Here is a 12,516-nt window from a genome sequence, read left to right as displayed (position 1 = left end):
ACCCGCATGCGGGGTGTTGTGGAGGCCGGGGGAGAAAAACCCCCGGCTATCCGATTAAGCGAGCTCACGTTTCCTGTCCGCGTATTGACGGGAAATACGTTTGTGTAGCCTAGTCAGTTCCTCTTTATAAGTCTTCTCAGCCTCGTCAAAAGAAAGTTCTCTGAACCCTATTAGGAGAACAAATTTCTTGCCCATTTCCTCTGATATTTTTTCACGGTATGCCTCAAACCTTTCGAGCGCAAAGTAGTCGTACACTGGGTCTGCTGAACGCTTGTACCACGGCGCAGAAATGTCATTTACCAGGTCATGTATTGAATGTCCGATCTGATTGCGAATATCAATAATTCCCTGAATGTCGGAGCTTTCTTCTTGGGTAATCACTCCCTCTTCCACCAAAATCCTCCATGCCTTCTTAGCTATGTTCTTTGTTCCCGGCGGAAGCCTCGGCTTTCGCTGTCTCGTCGGAAGTGAGTCGGAACTCTGGATTGAGCCAATGACAAAGGACTTCAACGATTCCACTTGGTGAAGCAGAAGCACCATCTGCAGAGCCCGATATTTCAGGATGTTCTTTTCAAGCGCTCGTAGTTTTGGCCTCATACTCACCCCAGCGCTTAACGCTTCAGTTCACTCGCGTCCCTAGCGGCGCGAAGCGTCGACAGGGACGTCGGGTGGAACTGTTTGTTGGGCCCTAATCACGCTGTTAAACGCTGCTTCGCTGTATGAAGTAACGAGTCGTTCTGACGCTTGTATGATCTGTACCGCAAAGCGAACAGTTGCAACCGGGTAACCTCGTGACGTCTCCACGTCTGGGCCGAAGTGCTCCTGAAGCTCTGATATTTCCGTTTCTTTGAGCGCACCATTTCGGTGGGCGATAGCATGTCGAGCGGCACGCAAACCTGATATCTGTGACACTCCACTTTCGATGTGTTCATTATTCGATATTCCTATGCGCTTGAGGATGTCGCGAACATTGTCCTCAAGCTTTCTCCCACGTTTCGGCTCTTCGTTGAAATAGAACTTGTACTCTTCGTAAAAGAAACCCTCAACCAGCGAATAGGTCATGAGAATGGCCGTGTCGGAAAGGGCGATTTCTAGGTTTCTACGCGAAGTGGTTCCCGACTCATTCTCGATTTCACGAAGTCTTGGCACCATGGAACTGACGAGACTGTCGAATACCTCCGCAAAGGCCGCCAACGGACGGTGGCCAGTTTGCAGGGTATACATCGCATACCTGAAAGTGTCATCACTCATAATTCAAGCCCAACAGCTTTAATGGATAGAATCTGCATTTCTCAGGAAAGACAGATTCCGCATAGCACACCCCAGTAACCAGCTTCACCTCCAACCAACAACACACCCACCTTCCGTCCCGCCCCCACAACCCACTGATTCGGGAAGCCATCCAGCCCGAAAAGGTACGTCCAACTCAGCCCCGCCAATGATTGAAGGCACCCACGCAGTCGGTGCTATACGGATTCTGTATAAGTTGACATGCACGGAATGAAATACAACGTTCGCCGGGCGATACAATAAAACGTCGCCCTGATGGCGACAGGCCGGCGGCTTCGCGTCCGCGATAAGAGATGTGATCGGGGATTGATCAAGGTGAGATGCCGCGACCCTACCCCATTCGGGCCGCACGGGTTCCCTGTACTCCATGACCTTTTCCAATGCATGGTCCTGGAGTCGAGATTAGCCGATTTTGTGACGCACTTCCTGTTTCAGGTCAGGTTTATTCTGCAATCAGCGCCGTTCAATCCACGCCGGACAGGTGGCTCTCCATGGCCAGCCAGTCTTCGATGGCGGTGGGCCGGGGCGGTGTTTCCGGGGTGAAGCCCAGGGATTTGGTAAAGACCCGTTCCGGGGCCACATGGCCGCCCTTGCAGCGGATCAGTCCCTTCACCAGACCGATGGCCACGGTGCGCCCCTGCCGCACGAAGCGTTGTTCCATGTAGAACCACTTGTCGTCCCAGTAGAGCACCCGGGTGCGCAGTTCGAAGCGCTCGAAGGGCATGAGGGAGCGGCGCCAGCGCATCATGGACGAGGCGATGACCGGCATCCATCCCTCCTGCACCACCAGCCTGCCCATGCCGCCGCGGAACATCAGGTCCACCCGCCCCAGGTCCATCAGCAGCAGAAACCGGGCGTTGTTCATGTGGCGGTTTAGATCCAGGTCGTTGGGCAATACCCGCATCCGCAGCACCGACTCGTCCAGGGGACCCAGACGGGGCCGGAAACGCATGGTGATCATCAGCAGAAGCAGCCGGAAGTACAGGTTCATCCGTTCGGACTCCTGGGGGTGGGCAATGCCCCGAGTGTTTCAAACGCTTGAAAGAAAATCAAGGCCTGCATAAGCTCATAAGCGATCAAACCAACGATCAATAAGAACGCATAAATCACCATGGATCCAAGGTTGAGGAGGCGCAATCATGCGCAATGACAGCAGTGATGGACGTTTCACCCGCCGCCGTGCCTGGCAGGCGGCCTTGCCCGGCGCCCTGCTGATGAGTGCCCTGTCCGGCGGCGCCCAGGCGGCCGCCTTCGCCCTCAAGGAGCAGAGCGCCGCCGCCCTGGGCAATGCCTTTGCGGGGGCCACGGCGGGGGCGGAGGACATCAGTTACAGTTTTTTCAATCCCGCCGCCCTGGCCTACGGCACAGGCACCGAGGTCTCCTTGGTGGGCAGCCTGATCCTGCCGCAGTTCGAATATGCCTCGGACAACTCGGCGGCCGGTCTGCCCTACCCCGGTGCCCATCGCAGCAAGAGCGATCAGGGGGCCTTTGTGCCGGCGGCCTTCGTGGCGCGGGATCTGGGGGAAGGGCTGCGCCTGGGGCTGGGCGTGACGGTGCCCTATGGTCTGGAGACCGATTATGTCCGCCGCTGGGTGGGTCGTTACGATGCCATCAATACCGACCTGATCACCGTGGACATCAATCCCACCCTGGCCTGGCGGGTGTCTCCCCGGCTGGCCCTGGGGATCGGTCTATCGGCCCAGTATGCGGATGCCAGCCTGAGCGGTGCCGTACCGGGGGCGGGCACCACCCCGGACACCGACGGCAAGATAGAGATAGAGGGGGACGACTGGACCTACGGCTTCAATCTGGGCCTGCTCTATGAACCCGTGGCGGGCACGCGCCTGGGGCTGGCCTACCGTTCCCGCATGAGTCATGAGCTGTCGGGCCATGCCCGCTACACCCCGGCCGGTCTGGGACCGGTCACCGCCGCCCCCCAGAAGGTGGGCGGCACGGCCAAGCTGGAGCTGCCGGAGACCGTCGGCCTTGGTCTGCATCAGGACATCGGGCCTCGCTGGTCGGTGATGGCGGACGCTACCTGGACCCGCTGGAGCCGCTTCGACGAACTGCGCATCCGGTTTGCGGATGACATCGCCCTGGCCACGGACCCGGTCACCGGCCTGCCCATCAGCGCCATTTCCGAGAGCGTGGATGAATACAGCTGGCAGGACACCTGGTTCCTGGCCGTGGGCGTCAGCTATCGGGTCAATGAACGCTGGACCCTGAGAGGCGGGCTCGCCCATGACGAGAGCCCGGTGAGCACCTGCTGCCGCACCCCGCGCATCCCCGACGATGACCGCACCTGGATGACCGTGGGGGCTACGTTCCAGCCGTCCGACCGGACCCGCCTGGATCTGGGGTATGCCTACATCCGCCTCCAGGACGCGGACATCGTGCTCAACGGGGAATCGACCCTGCCCGAGATCCCCGGTGGCTATGAAAGCTCGGTGCAGATCCTCACCGCTTCGTTCAATCATCGTTTCTGATCCGGAGGGGCGGATGCGGGCCGCCATGGGCATCATGCCGTCGGCGGTTCCGCGCGGTCCCGGAGGGTGCGCGCCAGCGCGATGAAGGCCCGCAGATAGTCAATGTCGGCATCGGCTTGCCGGATACCAAGAAAGATCTGCTTGGCGATGCCCTGCGCCCCCAGCGGCACCGAGGTCAGGTCAAGCCGCTGGGCATGTTCCTCCACCAGCCAGCGCGGCAGGGCCGCCACGCCGCGTCCGCCGGCCACCATCTGCAGCATGATGTCGGTGGTCTCGATGGGCTTGTGACGCTTGGGCCGGATGCCCGCCGGCAGGAGGAATCGGGTGTAGATGTCGAGCCGGTCGATGGCCACCGGATAGGTGATCAACGTCTCTTCCGCGAGCTGCGCCGGCTCCACGAAGGGGACATGGCAGAGGCGATGCCCCTTGCCGACCACGAGCACCTGCTCATAGTCGAACACCGGCTCGAACCGCAGGCCTCGGGTGTAGAGGGGGTCGGGCGTGACCAGCAGGTCGATCTCGTGGCCGAACAACGCGCCGATGCCGCCGAACTGGAATTCCTGCTTCACGTCCACGTCCACGTCCGGCCAGGCGTCAAGGTAGGGGGCGACCACCTTCAGCAGCCACTGATAGCAGGGATGGCATTCGATGCCGATGCGCAGGGCGCCGCGCTCCCCCTGGGCGAATTGCCGCAGACGGGCTTCCGCGTGGGCAAATTGGGGCAGCAGGCGATGGGCCACCGCCAGCAGATATTCACCCGCCTGGGTCGGCCGCAGACTTCGGCCCTCCCGGTACCAGATGGCCACGCCGAGCTGCGCTTCCAGCTTGCGCACCGCATGGCTCAGGGCCGACTGGGTGAGATGCAGGTGCTCGGCGGCGGCGGTCAGGGAGCCGTGCTGATCCACGGCACGGATGATCGCCAGATGGGAACGGTCCAGGTGTGTCATGGCATCCGCCTCACATGAATTTCATACATGTTTTGATGAAATAAAACCATTTTTATTCATGGTAATGGCCGATCAGAATGGTGTCATCCATTCACCACTCAGGACAATCGGCATGGCCATCACGCACAACCTCGGCTTTCCCCGCATCGGTGCCAGGCGGGAATTGAAGTTCGCTCTGGAATCTTACTGGAAGGGTGAGTCATCCCTGGATGCCCTCAAGGCGGTGGGCGCCCAGCTGCGCGCGCGCCACTGGGAGGACCAGGCAGGTCTGGATCGGGTACCGGTGGGGGATTTCGCCTTCTATGACCAGATGCTCGACATGAGCTTTACGCTGGGCAACCTGCCCGAGCGCGTACAAGGCTTCGAAGGGGATGCGCTGGACAACTATTTCCGTGTCGCCCGCGGGCGCTCGGCGCCCGAAGCGGATGCCCGGGCCCGTTGCGGAGGCGTCGCCGCCGGCGAGATGACCAAGTGGCTCGACACCAATTATCACTACATCGTGCCGGAATTCACCGCCGACACGGCTTTCAGGCTTGATGCCTCCCGTCTGCTGGCGCAGCTGGAGGAAGCCAGGGCACAAGGCGTGAGCGCCAAGCCGGTCATCATCGGTCCGGTGACCTATCTGGCGCTGGGCAAGTCGAAGGATGGGGCCGACCGCCTCGCCCTGCTCGATCGCCTGCTGCCGGTCTACGGAGAACTGCTGAACACCCTGGCGGCCCATGGGGTCGAGTGGGTGCAGATCGACGAACCCATCCTCGTCACGGAACTGGACGCGCCGTGGCGCCATGCCTTCGAGGACGCCTATCACACCCTCAAGAGCGTGCCCGTGAAGCTGCTGCTGGCGACCTATTTCGGCGAACTCCAGGACCAGCGCTATCTGGTCGCCAACCTGCCCGTGGCCGGCCTGCACATCGACGCCATCAACGGCCGCGATGACATCACGCCGCTGCTGAACCTGTTGCCTTCCGGCAAGGTGCTGTCGCTGGGTGTCATCAACGGGCGCAATATCTGGAAGACCGATCTGAACGGGGTGCTGGACTGGCTGGAGCCGATCCACGCGCAGCTCGGCGAGCGCCTGTGGATTGCGCCGTCCTGCTCCCTGCTGCATGTGCCGGTGGACCTGGACAGCGAGCGCAAGCTGGATGGCGAGATCCAGTCCTGGCTGGCCTTCGCCAGGCAGAAGCTGGAGGAACTGCGCATCCTGGCGACCGCGCTGAATCAGGGGCGCGAGGCGGTCAGGGCCGAACTGGTTGCCAACCGCGCCGCCATCGAGGCGCGCCGACACTCTCCCCGGGTGAACAATCCGACCGTGAAGGCGGCCATCGACGGGATCGATGCCGGCATGGGCCGGCGCCTGAGCCCCTATGCCGAGCGTGCTATCCGGCAGGCGGCGCGGCTCCAGCTGCCGAAGTTCCCCACCACCACCATCGGCTCGTTCCCGCAGACCAGCGAAATCCGGGTGGCGCGGCGGCGTTTCAAGGCGGGTGAGATCGACGCGGCAGCCTATCAGGAGATCATGCACGGGGAGATCGCGGGCTGTGTGCGCGAGCAGGAGGCGCTTGGGCTGGACGTGCTGGTGCACGGCGAGGCCGAGCGCAACGATATGGTGGAGTATTTCGGTGAACAGCTCGACGGCTACGCCTTCAGCCAGTTCGGCTGGGTGCAGTCCTACGGCTCCCGCTGCGTCAAGCCACCCATCCTGTTCGGCGACATCAGCCGCCCGCGGCCGATGACCGTGGACTGGATCAGCCATGCCCAGTCGCTCACTGAAAAACCCATGAAGGGTATGCTCACCGGCCCGGTGACCATCCTCAACTGGTCCTTTGTGCGCGACGACCAGCCGCGCGCGGTGTCCTGTCGGCAGCTGGCGCTGGCCATCCGCGAGGAGGTGCTGGACCTGGAAAAGGCCGGCGTGGGCATCATCCAGATCGACGAGGCGGCACTGCGCGAGGGCCTTCCCCTGCGTCGTTCCCAGTGGCAGGACTATCTGGACTGGGCGGTGGAATCCTTCCGCATCACCGCCAACGGGGTGGGCGACGAGACCCAGATCCACACCCACATGTGCTACTCGGAGTTCAACGACATCATCGAGTCGATCGCCGCCATGGATGCCGACGTGATCACCATCGAGACCTCGCGCTCCGACATGGAACTGCTGGATGCCTTCGACCGTTTCAAGTACCCCAACGAGATCGGACCCGGCGTCTATGACATCCACTCGCCCAACATCCCGACCGAAGCCCACATGGTCGACCTGATGACCAAGGCCGCGGCGCGGATTCCCGCCGAACGCCTGTGGGTGAATCCGGATTGCGGCCTCAAGACCCGCCAGTGGGGCGAGGTGATCCCGGCCCTGACCCGGATGGTGGCCGCCGCAAAGACGCTGCGTGCCGGATATGCATGAACAGGGTTGCCGGGCCAAGACCCGGCAACCCCCAAGACCCGCCACGGGCCTATACGGCGGCGGAATCCGCCCTTTCCCGGCGCCGGCCGGATGAGGCCCTGGCGCCGATCGGGGCAAGGGCCTCCGGCGGCAGGGCATCGGTCAGGACGCACTCGTAGCGCAGGTCTTCATAGACCTGCAGCCGTTCGGCTTCCTCTTCGTCGAGTAGCCCCCGCTCCCGAGCCTGGGCCAGACGCTCACCGAAGGTCAGGCCTTCCACCTCTCCCCGGGCCACCAGCTTCTGGAAGCGGTCATACAGCGGCTCCACCTGCTCCAGCATGCGCAGGGCCACCTCCATGCGGCCGACGGCATCCTCCCCATCATCCTCGGCCCAGAAGCCGATGCCGGTGAGGCGGTCGCGCACCCCGCCGGTCTGCATCATGGCCTGGGCGATGGACTGGCCATCCTTGTCCCGGGGCGGGTGGTAGGGACGGCCCAGGGGGAAGACCAGGGCCCGCAGCGCGGCACCCAGCAGGGGGCTGGGGAAGTTGCGGAAGAACTCGTCGAAGGCCAGACCGATCTGGTTGAGGGAGTCATCCAGGGCCCAGCGCACGAACGGCAACTCTGCCTCCGGGCGACCGGCATCCTCGTGGAACTTGAGCACGGCGGACCCCAGATAGAGGTGACTGAGCACATCCCCTAGACGGGCGGACAGACGCTCCTTGCGCTTGAGTTCCCCGCCCAGCACCCCCATGGCCACGTCGGAAACAAAGGCCAGGGCCGCACTCATCCGGGTCAGCTGCCGGTAGTAATCGGCGGTGGGGCCGGACCGGACCGGTGTCTGCGCCCAGCGGGAACCGGTCAGGCCCAGCACCAGGGCCCGCGTCCCCCGGTTGATGGAATACCCCATATGGCCGAGCAACAGGCGGTCGAAGGCGGCCAGATCATCATTGCGCACCGCTTCCATCTCCTGGAACACGAAGGGATGGCACCGCACCGCCCCCTGGCCGAAGATCATCAGGTTGCGGGTGAGGATGTTGGCCCCCTCCACCGTAATCCCCACGGGGATGGCCTGATAGCTGTAACCCAGGTAGTTGCGGGGTCCGAAGATGATGCCCCGGCCGCCGTGCACGTCCATGGCGTCATTGATGGATCGGCGCATCATTTCCGTCATGTGGTACTTGGCAATGGCGGAGATGACCGAGGGCTTGATGCCCAGATCGCCGGCGGTGGCGGTGAGCCGCCGGGCCGCCTCCATGCGGTAGGCATAGCCCCCGATGCGGGCCATGGCCTCCTGCACCCCTTCGAAGCGTCCAATGGGCAGCCGGAACTGGCGCCGGATGCGGGCATAGGCGCCGGTCATGCGGAAACTCATGTGCCCGGCCGCGGTGCCCAGGGCCGGCAGGGAGATGGCACGGCCCACCGACAGGCATTCCATCAGCATGCGCCAGCCCTTGCCGGCCATCTCGGGGCCGCCGATGATCCACTCCAGGGGGATGAACACGTCCCGCCCTTCCACCGGACCGTTCATGAAGGCCAGCCCCATGGGCAGATGGCGGTCGCCGATGCGGATGCCCGGATGGGCGGCGGGCACCAGGGCACAGGTGATGCCGTATTCCCGGGGCGCGCCCAGCAGACCCTCCGGGTCATGAAGACGGAAGGCCAGGCCCACCACCGTGGCCACCGGGGCCAGGGTGATGTAGCGCTTGGAGAAACTGACCCGCGCCCCCAGGACTTCCCGGCCTTCGTGCATGCCTCGGCAGACCACGCCGAAATCCGGCATGGAGGCGGCATCCGAGCCCACGTCGGGGCCGGTGAGGGCAAAGCAGGGGATTTCCCGGCCATCCGCCAGCCGGGGCAACCAGTAATCCTTCTGGGCCTGGGTGCCGTAGTGCAGGATCAGTTCCCCCGGTCCCAGGGAGTTGGGGACCATCACCGTCACCGCCGTGGAGATGTTGCGGGTGGCGATGCGGGTGACGACGCAGCTCTGGGCGTAGCTGGAAAACTCCCGGCCACCGTAGGCCTTGGGAATGATCAGGCTGAAGAAGCGCTCCTTGCGGATGTATTCCCACACCTCGGCGGGCAGGTCGCCCTGTTCCCGTTCGATGCGATCGTTGTCCAGCATCCGGCACAGGTGAGCCACCTGGTGATCCAGAAAGGCCTGTTCCTCCTCGGTGAGTCGGGTCACCGGGATGGACCGCAGACGCTGCCAGTCCGGGTTGCCCTTGAACAGCTCCCCTTCCCACCAGGTATCACCGGCCTCCAGGGCCTCCCGTTCGGTGGCGCTCATGGGCGGCAGGCTGCGCTTGAACACCGTGAACAGCCGCCGGCTCAGCAGGCGACGGCGCAACATCGGCAGATTCAGTACCAGGGCCAGGGGCGTCAGCACCGCCAGGGTCAGGAGCATCCCCCCATCCGGCAGCAAGCCGCCGCCCCACAGTCCCAGCGCGTAGAGAAAGACCGCCAGGGTCCAGATCACCAGCGGCGCACCCTGATAGGCCAGGTACACCCCGCCCAGAACGGCCACGGCCATAGCAATTGCCAGCATCATTTTTGTTCACCTCTTGGTGGCGAGGGCATCCCACCCTCATATACAAACGATCGTTTCATATAGGGTCGCATCAACCCGCGTTTTCCAGGTCCGGGCGCCCCTACATGCGCTCGAAGATGCCGGCGGCCCCCATGCCGGTGCCCACGCACATGGTCACCATGCCGTAGCGTCCGCCGGTACGGCGCAGGCCATGGGTCAGGGTGGCGGTACGAATGGCGCCGGTGGCCCCCAGGGGATGACCCAGGGCGATGGCGCCGCCCAGGGGATTGACCCGGGCCGGGTCCAGATCCAGTTCCCGCATCACCGCCAGGCTCTGGGCGGCGAAGGCCTCGTTGAGTTCGATCCAGTCCAGATCCTGAACGCCCAGACCGGCGCGGCGCAGGGCCATGGGCACCGCCTCCACGGGACCGATGCCCATGATCTCCGCCGGCACCCCGGCCACCGCGTAACCGGCGAAACGGGACAACGGTTCCAGTCCCAGGGCCTTCACCTGACGCTCGCTCACCAGCAACACGGCACCGGCGCCGTCGCTCATCTGGGAGCTGTTGCCGGGGGTGACGCTGCCGCCGGCGGAAAACACCGGCTTGAGGCGGGCCAGGGCCTCGGCACTGGTGTCGGGACGCGGCCCCTCGTCGGTGTCCACCCGACGTTCCTGAACGGCGATACAGTTCCCCTGGGGGTCCGGCGCCGCATGACGCACCGTGACCGGCAGGATTTCCTGTCGGAAGTGCCCGGCATCCATTGCGGCAACGGCGCGGGCGTGGCTCTGCAGGGCGAAGGCATCCTGATCCTCCCGGCTCACGCCCCAGCGGACCGCCACCTTCTCGGCGGTCAGGCCCATGCCGTAGGCAATGCCCACCTGGCCCTCGTCGTGGAACAGGGAAGGATTGAACTGGGGACGATGCCCCATCATGGGCACCTGGCTCATGGACTCGGTGCCAGCGGCGATCATCACCTCACTCTCCCCCAGGCGGATGCGGTCCGCCGCCAGGGCGACCGCCTGCAGGCCGGAGGCACAGAAACGGTTGACGGTATAGCCGGGCACCCGGTCCGGCAGCCCGGCCAGAAGGGCGCCGACCCGGGCCACGTTGAGCCCCTGGGAGCCTTCCGGCATGGCACAGCCCACCACCACGTCGTCGACCAAGGCTGGATCCAGGGTGGGACAGGCATCCAGCACGCCGCGGATGACGTGGGCCAGCAGGTCGTCCGGGCGGGTGTGACGCAGGCTCCCCCGGGGTGCCTTGCCCACCGGGGTGCGCAGGGCGGAAACAATGTACACAGCGTTTTCACTCATGATGCATGACTCCTTGCCGTCATCGGTTCGGCTCAGTTGCGCAGGGGCTTGCCGGTCTTGAGCATGTGGGCGATCCGCTGCTGCGTCTGATCGGTGCGCAGCAGCGCCATGAACGAGGTGCGCTCCAGCTGCAACAGCCATTCCTCGCTGACGCTGCTGCCGCTTTCCACTTCCCCGCCACACAGGGCGGCGGCGGCATGACGGGCGATGGCCAGGTCGTGGGAGGAGATGAAGCCGCCCTCGTGCATGTTCACCAGCTGGGCCTGCAGATTGGCCAGCCCGGCCTTGCCGATCACCGGGACAGGCACCGGCAAGGGGGGCCGGTAGCCGCTTTCCGCCAGGGCACGGGCCTGCACATGGGCCACGTGCAGGAGCTCGTGGGGATTGAGCACCACCGTGTCCGAAGGACGCAGCAGACCCATCTGCCGGGCCTCCCGGGCACTGCGGGACACCTTGGCCAGGGCCACGGTTTCGAAGGCGCTACGGATGAAGGGGAACAGGTCCCCGTCGGGGCTGGACTGGGCCGCCCGCCGGGCCAGCTCCTTGCAGCCGCCACCACCCGGGATCAGGCCCACCCCGGCCTCCACCAGGCCGATATAACTCTCCATGGCGGCCACCACATGGTCGCAGTGCATGAGGAATTCGCAGCCGCCCCCCAGGGCCAGACCGCGCACCGCCCCCACCACCGGGATGCTGGCATGGCGCAGACGCTGCGTGGCCTCCTGGAAGCGGGCCAGCATGTCTTCCAGGCTGCCATAGTCCTTGCGTTCCAGGGCGGCCAGCACCTGCTTGAGGTCCGCCCCCACGCAGAAGGGTTCGGTCGGCTGCCACAGCACCAGGGATTGATAGCGCTGTTCCGCCTCGGTCACGGCCTGCAGCACACCCTCCAGCACGGCGGCCCCCACTGCATGTTGCGGGGTCAGGAAACTGAGGATGCCCACGTCTTCCTGGAGATGCCACAGACGCACGGCCCCCGTATCCAGGGTCACGTAACGGGCCCGGGACGGGATTTCTCCCAGCACCCGGTCCGGAAACAGCTGGCGCCGGTACACCGGCAACGGCGAGCGGGTGACAAAATCCTCCCCGCGGGCGTCCCACGAGGTTTCCGACCGATGGACCTCGGTCACCGCATCCACCCACGCGGGCAGCGGGGTATCGGTAAGGCTGCGACCGGCCTGAATGTCTTCCCGGATCCACCCGGCCACCCGCTCCCAGCCCGCCGCCTGCCAGGTCTCGAACGGCCCGCTTGTCCAGCCGAAGCCCCAGCGCATGGCCAGATCCACATCCCGGGCGCTGTCGGCGATTTCCGCCAGCCAGCAGGCGGCGTAGTGGAAGACATCCCGCTGGATGGACCACAGAAAACGGGCCTGGGGATGTTCACTGGACCGCAGGGCATCCAGCCGTTCTCCCGGATCCTTCAGGGACAGGATCTCCCGCACTGCCTCGTCCATTACCTGGCGGGCCTCTCGGTATCCTCCCCGGGACGGATCAAAGACCTGCAGCAGCTTGCCCTGACGGCGATAGACCCCGGCACCGGTCTTCTGGCCCAAAGCCCGCTGCCCGAT

The 12,516-nt window shown here is 64.4% G+C and carries 9 protein-coding genes; 2 read left to right on the top strand and 7 right to left on the bottom strand.

What is annotated here, in order from left to right; translation table 11 throughout:
• Nucleotides 1–54: 54 nt before the first annotated feature.
• The 3 genes from LQ952_RS13670 to LQ952_RS13660 form a co-directional block, all read right to left on the bottom strand.
• Nucleotides 55–597, bottom strand: coding sequence for a hypothetical protein (locus tag LQ952_RS13670; protein ID WP_238623183.1), 543 nt, complete (start codon nucleotides 595–597; stop codon nucleotides 55–57).
• A 39-nt stretch (nucleotides 598–636) separates the two neighbouring features.
• Nucleotides 637–1,251 carry a hypothetical protein gene (locus tag LQ952_RS13665; RefSeq protein WP_238623182.1) on the bottom strand — a complete coding sequence of 205 codons (615 nt, stop codon included), beginning with the start codon at nucleotides 1,249–1,251 and terminating at the stop codon, nucleotides 637–639.
• Between the two features lie 502 nt (nucleotides 1,252–1,753).
• Complete coding sequence (locus LQ952_RS13660) at nucleotides 1,754–2,281, bottom strand: thioesterase family protein (RefSeq protein WP_238623181.1); 528 nt, start codon at nucleotides 2,279–2,281, stop codon at nucleotides 1,754–1,756.
• Between the two features lie 148 nt (nucleotides 2,282–2,429).
• Between LQ952_RS13660 and LQ952_RS13655 the strand changes: the two genes are divergently transcribed.
• The gene (locus LQ952_RS13655; protein ID WP_238623180.1) at nucleotides 2,430–3,776 is read left to right on the top strand and encodes an OmpP1/FadL family transporter; all 1,347 of its coding nucleotides are present in this window, start codon (nucleotides 2,430–2,432) and stop codon (nucleotides 3,774–3,776) included.
• A 32-nt stretch (nucleotides 3,777–3,808) separates the two neighbouring features.
• Here LQ952_RS13655 and LQ952_RS13650 read toward each other — a convergent pair whose 3' ends face one another.
• Nucleotides 3,809–4,723 (bottom strand): LysR family transcriptional regulator, encoded by a 915-nt coding sequence (locus tag LQ952_RS13650; protein WP_200171281.1) that lies wholly within the window; start codon nucleotides 4,721–4,723, stop codon nucleotides 3,809–3,811.
• A gap of 112 nt (nucleotides 4,724–4,835) precedes the next feature.
• On the opposite strand from LQ952_RS13650, the gene metE reads away from it, so the two are divergent.
• On the top strand, nucleotides 4,836–7,127 hold the full coding sequence (gene metE, locus LQ952_RS13645) for a 5-methyltetrahydropteroyltriglutamate--homocysteine S-methyltransferase (RefSeq protein WP_238623179.1): 2,292 nt from the start codon (nucleotides 4,836–4,838) through the stop codon (nucleotides 7,125–7,127).
• A gap of 49 nt (nucleotides 7,128–7,176) precedes the next feature.
• Here metE and LQ952_RS13640 read toward each other — a convergent pair whose 3' ends face one another.
• The 3 genes from LQ952_RS13640 to LQ952_RS13630 form a co-directional block, all read right to left on the bottom strand.
• Entirely contained in the window at nucleotides 7,177–9,657 is a 2,481-nt protein-coding gene (locus tag LQ952_RS13640; protein WP_238623178.1) for an acyl-CoA dehydrogenase, read from the bottom strand.
• Between the two features lie 100 nt (nucleotides 9,658–9,757).
• The gene (locus tag LQ952_RS13635) at nucleotides 9,758–10,951 is read right to left on the bottom strand and encodes an acetyl-CoA C-acyltransferase (protein WP_238623177.1); all 1,194 of its coding nucleotides are present in this window, start codon (nucleotides 10,949–10,951) and stop codon (nucleotides 9,758–9,760) included.
• Between the two features lie 32 nt (nucleotides 10,952–10,983).
• Nucleotides 10,984–12,516, bottom strand: a 1,533-nt coding sequence (locus tag LQ952_RS13630; RefSeq protein WP_238623176.1) for an enoyl-CoA hydratase/isomerase family protein, incomplete at its 5' end; no start/stop codon positions are given.

Source organism: Ectothiorhodospira lacustris (assembly GCF_022227785.1).
Taxonomy (GTDB): Bacteria; Pseudomonadota; Gammaproteobacteria; order Ectothiorhodospirales; family Ectothiorhodospiraceae; genus Ectothiorhodospira; species Ectothiorhodospira lacustris.
Note: the sequence above shows the minus strand (reverse complement) of the source record. Positions and strands in the feature narration are given on the sequence as shown.

Bases quoted from the DNA above. Each gene is read 5' to 3' on its own strand.
- LQ952_RS13670 (WP_238623183.1), bottom strand. From the start codon at position 597: ATGAGGCCAAAACTACGAGCGCTTGAAAAGAACATCCTGAAATATCGG.
- LQ952_RS13665 (WP_238623182.1), bottom strand. From the start codon at position 1,251: ATGAGTGATGACACTTTCAGGTATGCGATGTATACCCTGCAAACTGGC.
- LQ952_RS13660 (WP_238623181.1), bottom strand. From the start codon at position 2,281: ATGAACCTGTACTTCCGGCTGCTTCTGCTGATGATCACCATGCGTTTC.
- LQ952_RS13655 (WP_238623180.1), top strand. From the start codon at position 2,430: ATGCGCAATGACAGCAGTGATGGACGTTTCACCCGCCGCCGTGCCTGG.
- LQ952_RS13650 (WP_200171281.1), bottom strand. From the start codon at position 4,723: ATGACACACCTGGACCGTTCCCATCTGGCGATCATCCGTGCCGTGGAT.
- metE (WP_238623179.1), top strand. From the start codon at position 4,836: ATGGCCATCACGCACAACCTCGGCTTTCCCCGCATCGGTGCCAGGCGG.
- LQ952_RS13640 (WP_238623178.1), bottom strand. From the start codon at position 9,657: ATGATGCTGGCAATTGCTATGGCCGTGGCCGTTCTGGGCGGGGTGTAC.
- LQ952_RS13635 (WP_238623177.1), bottom strand. From the start codon at position 10,951: ATGAGTGAAAACGCTGTGTACATTGTTTCCGCCCTGCGCACCCCGGTG.